This window comes from Enterobacter cloacae complex sp.6700776 (genome assembly GCF_048284255.1).
Taxonomy (GTDB): Bacteria; Pseudomonadota; Gammaproteobacteria; order Enterobacterales; family Enterobacteriaceae; genus Enterobacter; species Enterobacter intestinihominis.
The window spans coordinates 117,961-133,830 of sequence record NZ_JBLVYK010000004.1 but is presented as its reverse complement, the minus strand read 5'-3'; the positions used below and the strand labels follow the sequence as shown (position 1 = coordinate 133,830).

At 54.4% G+C, this 15,870-nt stretch carries 20 protein-coding genes; 13 read left to right on the top strand and 7 right to left on the bottom strand.

Annotated features, from left to right (window positions below; translation table 11 throughout):
• Nucleotides 1-54 precede the first annotated feature (54 nt).
• The 3 genes from ACNQ0T_RS08570 (at nt 55) to ACNQ0T_RS08560 (ending at nt 3,991) form a co-directional block, all read left to right on the top strand.
• On the top strand, nt 55-1,386 hold the full coding sequence (locus ACNQ0T_RS08570) for a glycoside-pentoside-hexuronide (GPH):cation symporter (protein ID WP_023305891.1): 1,332 nt from the start codon (nt 55-57) through the stop codon (nt 1,384-1,386).
• 15 nt (nt 1,387-1,401) lie between these two features.
• Complete coding sequence (locus ACNQ0T_RS08565; protein ID WP_199134275.1) at nt 1,402-3,438, top strand: TIM-barrel domain-containing protein; 2,037 nt, start codon at nt 1,402-1,404, stop codon at nt 3,436-3,438.
• A gap of 106 nt (nt 3,439-3,544) precedes the next feature.
• Nucleotides 3,545-3,991, top strand: a complete 447-nt coding sequence (locus ACNQ0T_RS08560) for a DUF441 domain-containing protein (protein ID WP_003857881.1) — start codon at nt 3,545-3,547, stop codon at nt 3,989-3,991.
• On the opposite strand, the gene ACNQ0T_RS08555 is transcribed toward ACNQ0T_RS08560, so the two are convergent.
• Nucleotides 3,975-4,766, bottom strand: coding sequence for an AraC family transcriptional regulator (locus tag ACNQ0T_RS08555; protein ID WP_048965702.1), 792 nt, complete (start codon nt 4,764-4,766; stop codon nt 3,975-3,977). The two genes, ACNQ0T_RS08560 and ACNQ0T_RS08555, sit on opposite strands and share 17 nt — an antisense overlap.
• Before the next feature lie 99 nt (nt 4,767-4,865).
• Here ACNQ0T_RS08555 and ACNQ0T_RS08550 point away from each other — a divergent pair, with 99 nt between their 5' ends.
• Nucleotides 4,866-6,053: a CynX/NimT family MFS transporter gene (locus ACNQ0T_RS08550; RefSeq protein ID WP_105322653.1), complete on the top strand. Its 1,188-nt coding sequence runs from the start codon at nt 4,866-4,868 to the stop codon at nt 6,051-6,053.
• A gap of 31 nt (nt 6,054-6,084) precedes the next feature.
• Here ACNQ0T_RS08550 and ACNQ0T_RS08545 read toward each other — a convergent pair whose 3' ends face one another.
• Complete coding sequence (locus tag ACNQ0T_RS08545) at nt 6,085-6,792, bottom strand: CTP synthase (RefSeq protein ID WP_022647780.1); 708 nt, start codon at nt 6,790-6,792, stop codon at nt 6,085-6,087.
• A 150-nt stretch (nt 6,793-6,942) separates the two neighbouring features.
• On the opposite strand from ACNQ0T_RS08545, the gene ACNQ0T_RS08540 reads away from it, so the two are divergent.
• A complete protein-coding gene (locus ACNQ0T_RS08540) occupies nt 6,943-7,287 on the top strand; it encodes a DUF488 domain-containing protein (RefSeq protein WP_022647779.1) in 345 nt (114 codons plus the stop codon).
• Here ACNQ0T_RS08540 and ACNQ0T_RS08535 read toward each other — a convergent pair whose 3' ends face one another.
• Both ACNQ0T_RS08535 and ACNQ0T_RS08530 read right to left on the bottom strand, forming a co-directional pair.
• Complete coding sequence (locus ACNQ0T_RS08535) at nt 7,288-7,593, bottom strand: hypothetical protein (protein ID WP_023299820.1); 306 nt, start codon at nt 7,591-7,593, stop codon at nt 7,288-7,290. It lies immediately after the preceding gene.
• Between the two features lie 80 nt (nt 7,594-7,673).
• Nucleotides 7,674-7,928: a DUF333 domain-containing protein gene (locus ACNQ0T_RS08530; RefSeq protein ID WP_022647777.1), complete on the bottom strand. Its 255-nt coding sequence runs from the start codon at nt 7,926-7,928 to the stop codon at nt 7,674-7,676.
• 313 nt (nt 7,929-8,241) lie between these two features.
• On the opposite strand from ACNQ0T_RS08530, the gene ACNQ0T_RS08525 reads away from it, so the two are divergent.
• The 3 genes from ACNQ0T_RS08525 to yoaJ are packed head-to-tail and all read left to right on the top strand — an operon-like array spanning nt 8,242 to nt 9,489.
• Nucleotides 8,242-9,270 (top strand): sensor domain-containing diguanylate cyclase, encoded by a 1,029-nt coding sequence (locus tag ACNQ0T_RS08525; RefSeq protein ID WP_022647776.1) that lies wholly within the window; start codon nt 8,242-8,244, stop codon nt 9,268-9,270.
• Between the two features lie 45 nt (nt 9,271-9,315).
• The gene (locus ACNQ0T_RS08520) at nt 9,316-9,414 is read left to right on the top strand and encodes a YoaK family small membrane protein (RefSeq protein WP_015570793.1); all 99 of its coding nucleotides are present in this window, start codon (nt 9,316-9,318) and stop codon (nt 9,412-9,414) included.
• Nucleotides 9,415-9,489 carry a protein YoaJ gene (yoaJ, locus tag ACNQ0T_RS08515; protein ID WP_071785224.1) on the top strand — a complete coding sequence of 25 codons (75 nt, stop codon included), beginning with the start codon at nt 9,415-9,417 and terminating at the stop codon, nt 9,487-9,489.
• Nucleotides 9,490-9,542: 53 nt separating this feature from the next.
• Here the strand turns inward: yoaJ and ACNQ0T_RS08510 are convergent, their stop codons facing one another.
• Nucleotides 9,543-9,791 (bottom strand): GlsB/YeaQ/YmgE family stress response membrane protein, encoded by a 249-nt coding sequence (locus ACNQ0T_RS08510; RefSeq protein ID WP_022647775.1) that lies wholly within the window; start codon nt 9,789-9,791, stop codon nt 9,543-9,545.
• Between the two features lie 371 nt (nt 9,792-10,162).
• Between ACNQ0T_RS08510 and yncL the strand changes: the two genes are divergently transcribed.
• Together yncL and ACNQ0T_RS08500 are read left to right on the top strand one after the other, a co-directional pair.
• Nucleotides 10,163-10,255, top strand: coding sequence for a stress response membrane protein YncL (yncL, locus tag ACNQ0T_RS08505; protein WP_071524166.1), 93 nt, complete (start codon nt 10,163-10,165; stop codon nt 10,253-10,255).
• Between the two features lie 123 nt (nt 10,256-10,378).
• Complete coding sequence (locus ACNQ0T_RS08500) at nt 10,379-11,878, top strand: cyclic diguanylate phosphodiesterase (protein ID WP_022647774.1); 1,500 nt, start codon at nt 10,379-10,381, stop codon at nt 11,876-11,878.
• Between the two features lie 4 nt (nt 11,879-11,882).
• Here ACNQ0T_RS08500 and ACNQ0T_RS08495 read toward each other — a convergent pair whose 3' ends face one another.
• Both ACNQ0T_RS08495 and icd read right to left on the bottom strand, forming a co-directional pair.
• Nucleotides 11,883-12,128, bottom strand: coding sequence for a DUF2543 family protein (locus ACNQ0T_RS08495; RefSeq protein WP_022647773.1), 246 nt, complete (start codon nt 12,126-12,128; stop codon nt 11,883-11,885).
• A gap of 76 nt (nt 12,129-12,204) precedes the next feature.
• Nucleotides 12,205-13,455, bottom strand: a complete 1,251-nt coding sequence (icd, locus tag ACNQ0T_RS08490; RefSeq protein ID WP_003857898.1) for an NADP-dependent isocitrate dehydrogenase — start codon at nt 13,453-13,455, stop codon at nt 12,205-12,207.
• A 117-nt stretch (nt 13,456-13,572) separates the two neighbouring features.
• Here icd and rluE point away from each other — a divergent pair, with 117 nt between their 5' ends.
• The 3 genes from rluE to mnmA are packed head-to-tail and all read left to right on the top strand — an operon-like array spanning nt 13,573 to nt 15,861.
• Nucleotides 13,573-14,235 carry a 23S rRNA pseudouridine(2457) synthase RluE gene (gene rluE, locus ACNQ0T_RS08485; protein WP_022650805.1) on the top strand — a complete coding sequence of 221 codons (663 nt, stop codon included), beginning with the start codon at nt 13,573-13,575 and terminating at the stop codon, nt 14,233-14,235.
• On the top strand, nt 14,235-14,708 hold the full coding sequence (locus ACNQ0T_RS08480) for an NUDIX hydrolase (protein ID WP_046618326.1): 474 nt from the start codon (nt 14,235-14,237) through the stop codon (nt 14,706-14,708). Before rluE ends, ACNQ0T_RS08480 begins: the two co-directional genes overlap by 1 nt.
• A gap of 40 nt (nt 14,709-14,748) precedes the next feature.
• Nucleotides 14,749-15,861 (top strand): tRNA 2-thiouridine(34) synthase MnmA, encoded by a 1,113-nt coding sequence (gene mnmA, locus ACNQ0T_RS08475; protein ID WP_032103856.1) that lies wholly within the window; start codon nt 14,749-14,751, stop codon nt 15,859-15,861.
• Nucleotides 15,862-15,870: the final 9 nt, after the last annotated feature.

Below are 15,870 nucleotides of genomic sequence, written 5' to 3'. Positions count from 1 at the left end.
ACCTTGTTTACGGAGCACTTCATAAATAAACCTTACACTGGCAAGGTGAATACAATGACCGAGATAATTACCCGTAAAGAAAAAATCAGTTATGGGTTAGGCGATATGGCGAGCCATATTGGGCTGGATAACGTCATTATTTTTCTGACGTTTTACTATACGGACGTGGTGGGGTTACCTGCCGCATTCGTGGGCACTATGTTTCTTCTGGCGAGAACCGCCGATGCCATAATTGATCCGGCGATGGGCTATATCGCAGACAGGACGCGTACCCGCTGGGGAAAATTCCGCCCCTGGATGCTGTGGCTGGCGCTGCCCTTTGGCGCAAGCTGTCTGCTGACCTACGCCGTGCCGGCGTCGCTCGACCTGCACGGTAAAATGATTTTCGCCACCGTCAGCTATACCCTGATGATGCTGATGTATACCGCAATCAATATTCCCTATTGCTCCATGGGCGCGGTAATTACGCCCGACAACGATGCGCGAATTTCCCTTCAGTCTTATCGCTTTTTCCTTGCCACGCTGGGTGGCGCGTTGTCGACATTCTTTATGATGCCGCTGGCAGAGTTTTTAGGCGGCGACGATAAATTACTGGGCTACCGCTGGGCGATGGCCATTATGGCGACCGTCGCGGTCATCATGTTCTGGATCTGCTTCGCGAATACGCGTGAACGTATTAAGGCTCCCGCCACCCACAATAATTATCTTGCGGAACTGCGGGATTTATTACGAAACGACCAATGGCGCGTTGTCGCCGTCCTGGTATTAACCAATATTGGTTTTGGCGTTATTCGCCTTGGCGCAATGATGTATTTCGTCACTTATTATCTCGGTAGCGCAAGCTATTTTATGTGGATGCTCGGGGCGCATATTCTCGGGAAAGCCGCAGGCAGCGCGCTGGCCAAACGTCTGACGCAGAACGTCAGCAAAGTGCAGATGTTTGGATATTGTTCCGTACTGGCGGGGGTACTCAGCATCGCCCTGTTCTTTGCGCCTAAGTCGGTGCTTATTCTGGTGCCCATGACGTTTATCGTCTCCACCCTTTACCAGGCCACCACCACGCTAATGTGGGTGATGATGGCGGATGTCGCCGATTACGGCGAATGGAAACAGGGCAAACGCATGGACGGCGTGATCTTCTCCACCTTCCTCGCCGTACTCAAGCTGGGGATGGCGATCAGCGGCGCGATTGTTGGCTGGACGCTGGGCTTAAGCGGCTATGTTGCCAATGCCCCGGAACAAACTACCACGGCCATGTACTGCATCATCGCCCTCTTCACCGTCGTACCTGGCATCTTGTCGCTCTGCGCGTTTGCCACGCTGCGCTGGTACAAGCTCGACGACAGCACAATGCAATCCATCCATCTCGCCAAACATCCTGTTTAGAAGGACGCATTATCCATGAGTGAGCTGATTCAACATTCCAACTGTATCGAATGGCGTTTTGAACGCCAGATCCTGCGCATCGAACCCTGGGGAGAAAACAGTCTTCGCGTCAGGGCCACCTGCTCCCCGGCATTTGATGACGCCTTACAGGCACTGTTACCCGCCGCCCCTAGCAAGGCCGAGATTGTCGCCGAAGCGGAAAGCCTGACGCTGCGCAACGGCAATATTACCGCGACCCTGAACCTTAAAGGTCAGCTGGCCTTCTACAATCAGCGCGGCGAACTGCTGCTGGAGGAGATGTGGCGCCAGCGTTCAACGGTGGGTATCGGTGCCAGCGAGAAGAGTCAGGATAAATATGTCAGCGCTCTGAAGCTGGATGGCCGCGAATTTAAACCGCTGATGGGCGGCAAATATCAGCTCACCGTCCGGTTTGAATCGCGTCCGGATGAACGCATCTATGGCATGGGTCAGTATCAACAGCCGTGGCTGGATCTGAAAGGCTGTACGCTGGAGCTGGCTCAGCGCAACTCCCAGGCCAGCGTGCCCTTTATGCAGTCCAGCCTTGGCTATGGCCTGCTGTGGAACAACCCGGCGATTGGTGAAGCCAGCTTTGCAAAAAATCAGACGGAATGGCGCGCCCGCGTCACAGGAGAGATGGACTACTGGATCACCGCCGCTGACACGGTGGCGGATATCACCCGCCAGTATGTGAAAGCCACCGGTACTCCGCCCCCCGCCCCGGCGTTTATCAGCGGGCTGTGGCAGTGCAAATTGCGATACCGCACCCAGCAGGAGGTGCTGGAGGTTGCGCGGGAGTATCGCCGCCGTAATCTGCCGCTGTCGGTGATGGTCATCGACTTTTTCCACTGGCCGAATCAGGGCACCTGGTGCTTCGACCCCGTAGACTGGCCCGATCCTGAAGGCATGGTCGACGAGCTGCGCGAAATGGGTATTGCGCTGATGGTGTCGGTGTGGCCAACGGTAGAGGCGCGCAGCCCCCTCTACCCGCTGATGAAAGCCAAAGGCTGGCTTGTCAGCAGTGAGCGCGGCGTGCAGGTCAACCTCGATTTTATGGGCAATACCACCTTCTTTGATGCGACCCATCCTGAGGCGCGGAAATTCGTCTGGGATACGGTGAAGAAAAATTACTACGACATGGGCATTAAGCTGTTCTGGCTGGACGAAGCGGAGCCGGAATACCGCGCCTATGATTTTGACAACTATCGCTACCACGCCGGTCCGGTACTGGAAGTGGGCAATCGCTACCCGCGTGACTTTGCGCAGGGCTTTTACGATGGGCTCCAGGCAAACGGCGAAACCGACATTGTTAACCTGGTACGCTGCGCCTGGGCTGGCAGCCAACGCTTCGGCGTGCTGGCGTGGTCGGGTGATGTCCACTCCTCGTTCCATGCTTTTCGCAATCAACTCGCCGCAGGACTGAATATGGGGCTGGCGGGGATCCCATGGTGGACGACCGATATCGGCGGCTTCCAGGGAGGGAACGTTAACGACCCGGCATTCCATGAATTGCTGATCCGTTGGTTCCAGTGGGCGGTGTTTACACCGGTTCTGCGCATGCACGGCTATCGCGAACCGCAGATCCAGCCCCCGGAGCGCTACCGTGACGGCATTCCTCAGTGTAACAGCGGTTCGCCTAATGAGCTGTGGAGTTACGGAGAAGAGAATTACGCCATCATGCAGCACTGGCTTACCGTGCGCGAAACCCTGCGCCCATATATTGACGCGCTGTACCAGCAGGCGCATCTGCACGGAGACCCGCTCATGCGTCCGCTGTTCTGGCACTATCCGAAGGATAAGCAGAGCTGGGCGTGTGAAGATCAGTATCTGTTTGGTGAAGATCTTCTGGTGGCGCCGGTTATGCAGGCCGGTCAGCGTGAGCGCGATGTCTGGCTGCCGACGGGCAATAGCTGGATCGCCCTCAACGGTGAGCGCTACGCCGGTGGGGAGCATATCCGGGTGCCTGCGGCGCTGGAAACCATCCCGGTGTTTATCCGCGAAGGGAGTCCGCTTATCCAGCAACTGGTGGACTGACGTCAGGCAAGTGCCCAAAAATAGACAATTTTTTCAGTAAAGCCTGCCTGCCGTCGCGTTTGCGCGTAAAGTAAGCAGGCTTACTATTTTTGGCAAGGATCCCGTCATGTTCGACCCTACACTACTCATACTTCTGGCCCTGGCTGCTCTGGGTTTTGTCAGCCACAATACCACCGTCGCGATTTCCATTCTGGTCCTGATCATCGTTCGCGTCACACCGTTGAACACCTTCTTCCCGTGGATAGAAAAACAGGGGCTTACCATCGGGATCATTATTTTGACCATCGGTGTGATGGCCCCGATTGCCAGCGGAACGCTACCGGCCTCAACGCTGCTGCACTCCTTTGTGAACTGGAAATCGCTGGTGGCGATTGCAGTGGGCGTTTTTGTCTCATGGCTTGGCGGGCGCGGCGTGACGCTGATGAGCAGCCAGCCTTCTCTGGTGGCCGGGCTGCTGGTGGGCACCGTGTTAGGCGTGGCGCTATTTCGTGGCGTGCCGGTTGGCCCGCTGATTGCTGCCGGACTGGTTTCGCTGTTTATCGGGAAGTCGTAGTCAGGCTGGCGATATAGCGGGCGGGCGTCTGTCCCAGTCCTTTCTTGAACATGGTGATAAAGGCGGTGGTGGAGTCATACCCCAGCGCCTGCGACGCCTGCTGGACCGACTTCCCGCCGATCAAAAACTGCAATGCGACAATCAGCTGGAGCTGGTGTCGCCAGCGGCGAAAGCTTAAGCCGGTCTCTTTCACCACCAGTCGCGCCAGATTGCGCTCGCTCATGGCAAAGTGGCTGGCCCACTGCGCCAGCGTCTGCCAGGCGGCAGGTTCGTTTGCCATGGTCTCACTCATCAGACGAATTTTCGGATGCGGAGATACCGGCAGCTGGAGATGCTCCTGCGGTTGCAGGGGCAGTTCATCAAACAGGACGTCAACCAGCCTTCCGGTAGCGGGAAGAGGCAGTTCCTCCTGTGACCTGTCCGCGAGCGCCAGCACCAGCTCTCGCACCAGGGGCGATATTTTCAACGTACAGGTACGCGTCGGCAATTCGAGCGCGCCGGGTTCAATAAACAGCAGGCAGAGCTGCGCGCCGGGCGTCGCCTTGTTGCTGTGCGGCGTTTGACCCGGGATCCACACCGCATACTGGGGCGGCACCATCAGCATCGCGTTCTCTACTTCACAGGTGATCGCTCCTCCCAGCGCCATAATCAGCTGCCCTTTGCGGTGCTGATGCAGCGGAATGTATTGTTCTTGTGCCACCACGCGGATGCGAAAGGCCACCGCCGCGTCGTGCTGGCTATCGGGATCGTAGCCGTCGAGTCCCAGTCCATACATAAAGTAGTCCGATATTAGCGATAAACTGTCATTTTAGCCTGATTTCAACCACGACTTAAATCGGTATGGTATGCGCTCGCCTGAACGTAAGAGACAATAATGACTACTGCTATTCATCCTTCCGGTAAACAGGGCGCGCTGCTGGTTGCAGGCATCCTGATGATCGCCACGACGCTGCGCGTCACCTTTACCGGGGTCGCCCCCCTGCTCGACACCATCCGACAGGACTATGGCTTAAGCACGGCGCAAACCGGCCTGCTCACAACGCTGCCTCTGCTGGCCTTCGCCTTTATCTCTCCCCTTGCCGCAGGCGTCGCCCGGCGCCTGGGCATGGAGCGCAGCCTTTTTATCGCTCTGCTGCTGATTTGCATCGGGATTGGCGTACGTTCGCTGCCGTCGGCCTCGCTGCTGTTTATCGGTACGGCGATCGTGGGCTGTGGGATTGCGCTGGGCAATGTCCTGTTACCCGGATTAATCAAACGTGATTTTCCGGGCCAGGTCGCAAAACTGACGGGGGCTTATTCGCTGACGATGGGGGCCGCCGCTGCCGCAGGGTCTGCGCTGATCGTTCCGCTGTCGCTGGGGAGTGGTGGCTGGCACGGGGCGCTGTTGATGCTGATGTTCTTCCCGCTGGTGGCGCTGCTGCTGTGGTTACCGCAATGGCGCCAGAGGCCGGCCGCCACCCTGACCGGCGCGGGCGCGTTGCACAATCGGGCAATCTGGCGCTCCGCACTCGCCTGGCAGGTGACGCTTTTTCTGGGCATCAACTCGCTGATTTACTACGTCATTATCGGCTGGTTACCCGCGATTTTACTTAGCCACGGCTACAGCGAAACGCAGGCTGGCTCCATGCACGGACTTCTCCAGCTGGCAACCGCTGTTCCCGGTCTCGCCATTCCGCTGATCCTGCACCGTCTTAACGATCAGCGTGGCATAGCCGGGCTTGTCGCTCTGATGTGCGCCGTCAGTGCGGCCGGGTTCTGGTTCGCGCCGGGGCTGGCCGTCGTCTGGACGCTGGTGTTTGGCTTTGGATCCGGCGCCACCATGATCCTCGGCCTGACGTTTATCGGACTGCGCGCCAGCTCGGCCCATCAGGCCGCCGCGCTCTCCGGCATGGCACAGTCGATTGGCTATCTGCTGGCGGCCTGTGGCCCACCGCTGATGGGGAAAATTCACGATACCGCCGGAGACTGGCGCATTCCGCTGCTGGCCTGCGCGCTGGCTGCGGTAGTGATGGCCCTGTGCGGCATGCTGGCCGGGCGTGACCGGGAGATCACACCCCGCTGACATTCAAGGCAGACCTGACGGTCTGCTTTTTTTATCCCTGCGCCGCCCGCAGCATGGCCTGCACCAGCACGACTGGGCGCCCTTGAAGCGCAGCCCGCTCATGCTGGAACAGGGTGATGACAAAGAAAGGATGGGTCAGCAGCTCTGCCGCGCGGATCTCGCCCTGCTCGTCCCAGCCCGTTACGCGCATGTCGCCCCGCTCAAGCTGGCTGGCAAACTCAGACGAGACGCCGTAATTGCAGTGATAACCTTCCTGAATTTCCGGCTTGCCGTACGCTTTGGCAATCAGCGTGTTGTTCCGCAGCTCAATCGCGTCGGTTTTTTCCACCAGCGAGCAGGCCAGCGGCGCAATCACCATCCTCCCCTCGGTATCGGTTTCGGCATGGCCTGCATCGTGCCAGCCCAGCACATTACGGGCATACTCAATCAGCGCATGCTGGAACCCGCCGCAGGTGCCGAGAAAAGGGATGCTGTTTTCACGCGCGTAACGCGCGGCAATAAACGCCGCCTCGGTGTTTTTATACGGGCTTGCCGGTACCAGCCAGATGGCATCGTACCCGACCAGGTCTTCGGGGTTGGTCAGCTCAGGCGTGGCGAGCCAGTCATAATCAGCGGTGAGATCCAGAACCGCAGCGGCGTCGTCAATCGCCAGCGGGATCGCCTGGTGCGCAATAACATCGGGATTGTAATCACCAACCAGCGCAATGCGCAGCGTCGTTTTAACCGGGGAGAGTTCCATGAGAGATTCCTTATGCCGGAGGATTTTCAGATAACATAAGGAACCTCAGACTACCGATCTTTTGCAATTATCACAATACCTTAAATTGGGTGCTTAAACGCCGGGTGCTATAGTGTTCTTGCCGAACGTCGCACGGTAGGAGGAAAACGGATGATTCAATGTAAGCGCGTCTATGAACAGGCAACATCAGACGATGGTTACCGGGTGCTGGTAGACAGACTCTGGCCGCGAGGGATAAAAAAGACCGACCTCGCCTGTGATGAGTGGTGTAAAGCGCTAACGCCGTCCAGCGAACTGCGGAAAGCCTTTCACAGTGAAACGATCGATTTCACCGCGTTCAGTGAAGCCTATCGTAAAGAGCTGGCGCAGCAGCAGGATGAAGGCAAACGCCTGGCGGCCCTCGCCCGACAGCAGACCGTGACGCTACTCTATGGGGCGAAAAATACGGAGCAGAATCACGCGCGGGTACTGGCGGACTGGCTGCGTGAACTGTGATTAACCGATTGCCAGCTCATCCACGTTGTGTGGCATCTCGTCAGGAGTAAGCGGCATCAAATGTTCCGGGCGAACAAACGCAAAACCGTGCTGATTATCAAAGGCGTAAACATCACCGGTGACCAGCCACAGCGCACGCGCTGATGTATCAGGTAAATGCGTCATGACGCCGTTAACCGGGTTCACAAAACGCTGGCCCGGCTGACAAAGGCCAAACAGCTCCACGGATTTACCGATATTTCGACGGCCCGCCGTCGTACGCGCACCCACAATTATCGCCATGCTGCCCGGTTTTAACTGAAACATACTTCTTCTCGCAAACGTACCGCCAGAAACTGGCTAAGAATAATCCTAAAGAGAAGTGTATCGCAGTTTTATTGCCGTTGTCATCTGGTCGGTTGCGGGTGATCGCGGCGATAGAGATCCCATTCATCGATCACTTCCCCGCCTGGCAATTTGCACTCGGTACGTACGCCCTGCGGGCTTTGTACAGGGATTTGCTCTCCCCCTTTCTCCAGACAGTACACTGACGCCGGATTTGCCATACCAATAGCGTGCGGCGGTTGAGGCGCATCGGGAGGAGGTGTCTTTGTTGAGCATGCGGCCAGCGGTAAAACCAGCGCCAGGAGAAGATATTTCATTATCATGATCCTTCAGGGTGTTGAAAACGTCAGAGTAACGGGTCATCGCCGTTTTCTCCATGATTTCTCCATTAAACCTGCACGATTCATCCCTATAGTGGTGTCTGTTCTCACTCTGACCAGAGAACATCATTCCGTAATCAAGATGTTTTGCCCCGATCTCAACATCGGGGCTTTTTTTTAGCCTCTCCTTCATCCGCTTTCAGAAGAATCTATAAAATTAATCCTGTTCATGTTTTACTATGACCGGAGTCTATATTTTCAGCATAACATGCAGATACAGAGGTCTTCTGCATGGGAGTCAACCTGCCTCATGTCAGATATCATTCTTGCCCGTGTTTCAGAAACCCTCTCCACCGAGCAATCTCTCGACAGTCTGGTGCGTCAGCTACTGGAAATGCTGGAAATTGTGACGGATATGGAATCAACCTACCTGACCAAAATCGATATCAACGCGCGTTTGCAGCACATTTTATATGCCCGTAACAGCAAGCAAATGCAGATCCCGGAAGGGTTCAGCGTGCCCTGGGACGAAACGCTCTGTAAGCGCGCCATGGATAGCGACACCTTGTTCAGTAACGAGGTGCCCGACCGCTGGCCGGAGTGTGAAGCGGCAAAAGCACTGGGTATTACAACCTATATGAGCGTGCCGGTTCACCTGGCTGACGGTTCTCTGTACGGCACGCTTTGCGCTGCCAGCACCGCACAGAAACAGTTCAGCGAGCGTGGCGAGCAGGTGATCAGGCTCTTTGCCGGGTTAATTGGTCAGTACATTCAGAAAGAGTCGCTTGTGCTTCAGCTTCGTGAAGCAAATGCGGCGCTCATTGCCCACTCTTACACCGACGCCCTTACCGGCCTGCCGAATCGTCGCGCCATTTTTGAAAACCTTACCACCCTGTTCTCACTGGCGCGCCATCTTAACCGCAACGTCATGATTGCCTTTATTGATCTCGATGATTTCAAGCGAATCAATGATCAGTACGGTCATGAAGCGGGCGATCGGTTCCTCGTTCAGGTCGGCAATCGACTGACTCACCAGCAAACGCAGGACGAAATTATCGGCCGGCTCGGCGGCGATGAATTTCTGGTTGCCAGCCTGAGTCACAGCGATGATGGCGACGCCAGCACAGAGGTCAACGCTATCAAAACCCGCCTCAACGGCCGTATCGCGGGTGAATATGGGTTAGGTAATGTCACTATTCTCTATCCCGGTGCAAGCTATGGCGTCGTTATTGTTGATCCTCACTGCACGGATGAAGATAGTGCCCTGCGCACCGCAGACCTCGCGATGTATCAGGATAAAAAAGGAAAAAACAAAACAGGCTTTGTCGCGTTAGATTAAAACCGTACACTCTACGGCCTTATACAAACTCAAACAGGTGATGGCATGAGAATAGGGATCCTCTTTCCGGTGGTTATTTTTATCACGGCAGTCGTGTTTTTAGGCTGGTTTTTCCTTGGCGGTTACGCCGCGCCGGGGGCATAAATGAGAAAAACGACCCTCATCATGCTGATTGTCGCCATCGTGGCCGTCGCCGGTACGCAGTTAGGCTGGTGGTAACGCCCAAAGTAAAAAGGCCGCCCTCAGGCAGCCTTTTTTAACACAGGTCAGATTTAGCTTTTGATTTTTCTGTAGATAAACAGAACAACCAGCGCGCCAATCACCGCGACGACAAAGCTGCCGAAGTTGAAGCCATCAACTCTGCCAAAGCCGAACAGGGTACTGATCCAGCCACCGACGACTGCACCCACAATCCCCAGAACGATCGTGACGATGAAACCGCCGCCATCTTTGCCCGGCATAATCCACTTCGCCAGGATCCCCGCAATCAGCCCAAAGATAATCCAGGATAAAATTCCCATAGCTTTCCTCTCTGTATGGTTTTTGTCATTAAATCAACGACACAGAAAAGGATAGCACAGGATCTGAGAAAGGAAATTTGTGATAAGAATCACACGGTTCGTTTGAGTAAAATCTGAGCAATAAAAATTGCCGTTCCACACTCATCGTGGGGTTGCATCTTTTACTGAGAAAGATTATCTTTCTCATTACTGAATAGTTGAGCAAATCACTCAGGTATTCAGTACGACATTGCTCACATTGCTTCCAGTATTTCTTGCCCACTTTTTAGTGGGCTTTTTTTTTGCCTCACCCCACCAAAATCTGGCGTTTTTTCCCAGGAGGTGAACCGCTATTCTCTGTGGCTACTGAACAGCAAAGTGAATCTGATAACATGAACGTATCGAGCAAGTTCGTCATCTGCCTTAATCTTGTTTCTGCCAGTACGCTACTGTTACTGCTCTCAACACGGTTTGAGTGGTTCTGAGATGTAATGAGTCGGCATGGTGGCTTTCCTTTCAATCACGTGCGGGCTCAACGCGCATACTTGTAGCTTTAATGACCTGTGTTAAGATCCCTGCACCTCAGGACGTGGCGGGACAGCAGGAAAATGAACAAGGCCATTGCCGTTGCTATCATCTCAACCTTTATGGTCGTCCTGTCGCTGTATGCGGTTAACGCCATTATCGTTGAGCAGCAAAAGGACCGGCAGAGGGAGATCTCCCACACGCTCTTACGCTATTCCGAAGACTTGACGCAAAATATCGCCAGTACGCTTAAAAATACCTCCGCGAAGGGATGCGATAGCGCCAGCCTGAACGTCTACCGTAATTTAAAGATGCAGAGTCTCTATTTCGCCGATGTGGGGTTTATTGAAAATGGGAAAATCACCTGCACCGCATTTTGGGGCAAGCTGGCAAATCCCATCGCCCTTCCCTCTGAGCTTCACAACACCCTGAACGGATTCAGTCTGGCGCAATTTTCACAGAAAGATTTTTTTGTAGGCAATGCGACAATTTATAACCATCTTATTATCTTCACATCACGTTCAGCCTACGATAAATTCTCTCCGGTCACCGCCAACTATTCACTTCGTTCTACCACGAAAGATTTCGACCGAACCTTTTTTACCGTTACGTCACCTACAGAAAACCTTAGCCGCTTGTCGTCACTGTTATTCACGCAGACCGTGACGCAGTGCAGCACGCGCTGGGATTTGTGCGTTACCGTCACCCACCACAATGCCGGACTGGCATCGCTCTCCCGCGTAGTGATGGTGCTCCTGTGCCTGTTTTTATACTTTATCTGGGTATCCCTGACGCTGTTTTCTCTTCGACTTTATGAAGATCGACTTTCTCTTGAGCGAACGCTGGTCAAGGCGGTGATAGCGAATACTATCAGCGTTCATTTTCAGCCCATAATTCGGGTTGCTGATAAGAAAATCGTCGGGGTTGAAGTCTTATCAAGATGGCAGGATAACAATCACAAAGAGGTTTCTCCTGAGCTGTTTATCCCGTTAATTAAAAAAATTGGTCTGTATAACGTTTATTATCAGAACATGATAAAGAAATCCCTGGCGGAAATTGCCGCTCTGGCGGCCGAACATCAGTTAATGATTTCACTGAACGTTGGCCGGACGGAAATTGAAGACGGCAAATTTCTGGCGGTATTACGTCATGCATGCTTAGAGAACGCTATTCCCTTATCGTTAATCAAAGTTGAGTTATCCGAGAATGGCGTTTCCACCTCGGCCATCCTTGAAGAGTTTTGTGAGGATCTCAAATCGGCAGGCGTCAAAATTTCAATAGACGATTTTGGCGTGCAAAACTCTAATCTGGCAAGGCTGTCCAATCTCAAATATGACGAAATCAAAGTGGATAAGTCGTTAGTGGATGGCATCAACGAGCATTATAAACAGGATATCCTGGTGATCTTTAGCGACGCGCTCGCTAAACTGCACAAAACCCTGGTGTTTGAGGGAGTCGAAAGCGAAACGCAATATCAGTTCATCGCGCAGAGATACCCCGATGCCCTCGTGCAAGGCTGGTACTTTTCAAAATCACTAACCCGGCACGACCTCGCCAGCCTGCTGGCTTACTCAGCGCGATGACGCGTTATTCATTGCCCCATTGATTCAGGAAGTTCGCAATATCGTCAATGCGCGCTTCATCTATCTCCGCCTGGACAGCCATCTCCCGCTGCGCCTCTTCACTGATTTCCTCATTGTTGTATAAGCGAGTGAGCAGCAGCTGAAAATAGTGTGCCAGTGGCGTACGCTCCGCCTCTTCTGGCGGTTTTGCCGTTTCAGTCGCATACTCGTCGACGATGTCATAATACTTGAGCGGGATATCATGGGTCATAGCGTTGTTTTCCGTCTTGTGTGCATAAAAAACGGGAACCCTCAGGCTCCCGTTGTCATTTAACCCAGCGAGTGGATTACATGTTTGCGATAATCGCGTCGCCAAACTCTGAGCATTTCAGCAGTTTAGCGCCTTCCATCAGACGTTCAAAGTCATAGGTGACGGTTTTCGCGTTAATTGCGCCTTCCATACCCTTAACAATCAGGTCTGCGGCTTCGAACCATTCCATATGACGCAGCATCATCTCTGCGGACAGAATGATAGAGCCTGGGTTGACTTTGTCCTGGCCTGCATATTTCGGTGCAGTACCGTGAGTTGCTTCGAACAGGGCGCACTCGTCACCGATGTTCGCGCCCGGGGCGATACCGATACCACCGACCTGCGCTGCCAGCGCATCAGAGATGTAGTCGCCGTTCAGGTTCATACAGGCGATCACGTCATATTCAGCAGGACGCAGCAGGATCTGTTGCAGGAACGCATCGGCGATCACATCTTTAATGATGATCTCTTTACCGGTGTTCGGGTTTTTAATTTTCTGCCATGGGCCGCCGTCGATCAGTTCACCGCCGAACTCTTCGGTCGCCAGCTGGTAGCCCCAGTCTTTGAACGCGCCTTCGGTGAACTTCATGATATTGCCTTTGTGAACCAGGGTCACAGAGTCACGATCGTTGGTGATAGCGTATTCGATGGCGGCACGCACCAGACGCTTGGTCCCTTCTTCGGAGCACGGCTTGATGCCGATGCCGCAATGCTCAGGGAAGCGAATTTTCTTCACGCCCATCTCTTCGCGCAGGAATTTAATCACTTTTTCTGCATCAGCAGAATCCGCTTTCCATTCGATACCGGCGTAGATGTCTTCAGAGTTTTCACGGAAGATGACCATGTCGGTCAGTTCCGGGTGCTTAACCGGGCTTGGAGTGCCCTGGTAGTAACGCACCGGACGCAGACACACATACAGATCCAGTTCCTGACGCAGCGCCACGTTCAGGGAGCGAATGCCGCCGCCAACTGGCGTGGTCAGAGGGCCTTTGATAGCAACGCGATAGTCGCGGATCAGGTCCAGCGTTTCGGCTGGCAGCCAGACGTCCTGGCCATAAACTTGAGTCGATTTTTCACCGGTGTAAATTTCCATCCAGGAAATTTTACGCTCGCCTTTGTAGGCTTTCTCAACAGCGGCATCAACCACTTTCAGCATTGCCGGGGTAACGTCTACACCGATACCGTCACCTTCGATGAACGGGATAATCGGGTTGTGAGGAACGTTAATCTTGCCGTTTTGCAGGGTGATCTTTTTACCTTCCGCCGGAACAACTACTTTGCTTTCCATTAACCTCTCCTTCGAGCGCTTCTGGTTGTTACTGATCTTATGTTAATAAATTGTAATGAGCCTTCCGATAGTACCTGATTGTCCGACGCCATGAAAGGTCTTCGTTATTAGGCTATAATGCGGCAATTGATAACGCCTGAAAATACCATGACGAAAACTTCTTTTAGAAAACACCGGGTTGAGCGATTCAGCTCACGACAAGCCACCAGAAGAACGCCAGAACCCCAGCCAACGCGGGTCATACTGTTCAATAAACCCTACGATGTATTGCCGCAGTTTACCGACGAGGCCGGGCGCAGCACGCTGAAGGATTTTATCCCCGTTCAGGGGGTCTACGCGGCCGGGCGTCTGGATCGCGACAGCGAGGGGCTGCTGGTGCTTACCAATGACGGCGTGCTCCAGGCCAGGCTTACTCAGCCGGGCAAACGTACCGGAAAAATTTACTATGTGCAGGTTGAAGGCGAGCCGGACGACGCGTCGCTGGCAAAGCTGCGCAACGGCGTAACGCTGAACGATGGTCCTACCCTGCCAGCTGGTATTGAGCGCGTGAATGAACCCGAGTGGCTGTGGCCGCGCAACCCGCCGATTCGTGAGCGCAAATCGATTCCCACCAGCTGGCTTAAAATCACCCTTTATGAAGGCCGCAACCGACAGGTCAGGCGCATGACTGCGCATGTGGGCTTCCCTACCCTGCGACTCATTCGCTACGCCATGGGCAGCTACACGCTGGACTCGCTGGCTAACGGGGAATGGCGGGATGTTACCCCTAAGGAGAACTGATGTTTAAACCCCATGTTACGGTCGCCTGCGTGGTCCACGCGCAGGGGAAATTCCTGGTGGTGGAAGAGACCATCAACGGCAAAGCGCTTTGGAATCAGCCAGCCGGGCATCTTGAAGCCAACGAAACCTTATTGCAGGCAGCGAAACGCGAGCTCTGGGAAGAGACGGGTATCCGCGCCGAACCGCAGCACTTTATCCGTATGCATCAGTGGATAGCGCCTGACCAGACACCTTTCCTGCGCTTTTTATTCGCCGTTGAGCTTAACGAAACGTGCGCCACTGAACCGCACGACGACGATATCGATCGCTGCCTGTGGATGACCGCAGACGAGATCATGAACGCGTCAAACCTGCGCTCGCCGCTGGTTGCGGAAAGCATCCGCTGCTGGCAGTCTGCGGCGCGCCTGCCGCTGGATGTCATTGCAGAATTTAACTGGCCGTTTACAGAGGGTGTCAATGGTGGGGGGGCGTGATAGAATACGCCGCCTTGAAGTTCAATGTCGTGAGTATTCCATGTCAGATAACAGCCAGAAAAAAGTGATCGTCGGCATGTCCGGCGGTGTCGATTCCTCCGTTTCCGCCTACCTGTTGCAGCAACAGGGCTATAAGGTGGAGGGCCTGTTCATGAAGAACTGGGAGGAAGACGATGGCGAGGAATACTGCACTGCCGCTGCGGATCTCGCCGATGCGCAGGCCGTGTGCGATAAGCTCGGCATCGAACTGCACACCGTTAACTTTGCCGCAGAATACTGGGACAACGTTTTTGAACTCTTCCTCGAAGAGTACAAAGCGGGCCGCACGCCAAACCCGGATATCCTGTGTAACAAAGAGATCAAATTCAAAGCCTTCCTGGAATTCGCCGCGGAAGATCTGGGCGCAGACTACATTGCGACCGGCCACTACGTGCGTCGCGCGGATGTGAATGGTAAAAGCCAGCTGCTGCGCGGTCTGGATGGCAATAAAGATCAGAGCTACTTCCTCTACACGCTGAGCCATGAACAGATTGCCCAAAGTCTGTTCCCGGTCGGCGAGCTGGAAAAGCCGGAAGTGCGTAAGATTGCTGAAGATTTGGATCTGATCACCGCGAAGAAAAAAGACTCCACCGGTATCTGTTTTATCGGCGAGCGTAAATTCCGCGAGTTCCTGGGGCGCTACCTGCCTGCACAGCCGGGCAAAATCGTCACCGTTGACGGTGATGAGATTGGTCAGCACCAGGGGCTGATGTACCACACTCTCGGCCAGCGTAAAGGTCTGGGTATCGGCGGCACCAAAGAGGGCAGCGAAGATCCGTGGTACGTGGTCGACAAAGATGTCGAAAACAATATTCTGGTGGTGGCTCAGGGTCACGACCATCCGCGCCTGATGTCCGTTGGACTTATCGCGCAACAGCTGCACTGGGTCGATCGCGAGCCGCTGAAAGGCACGCTGCGCTGCACCGTGAAAACGCGCTACCGCCAGACGGACATCCCTTGCACCGTCACCGCACTGGATGACGATCGCATTGACGTGCGTTTCGACGAACCGGTTTCCGCCGTTACCCCTGGCCAGTCTGCTGTTTTCTACAGCGGCGAAATTTGCCTCGGCGGTGGGATCATTGAACAGCGCCTGCCGCTGCCTGCTGTTTAAACCGTTTGC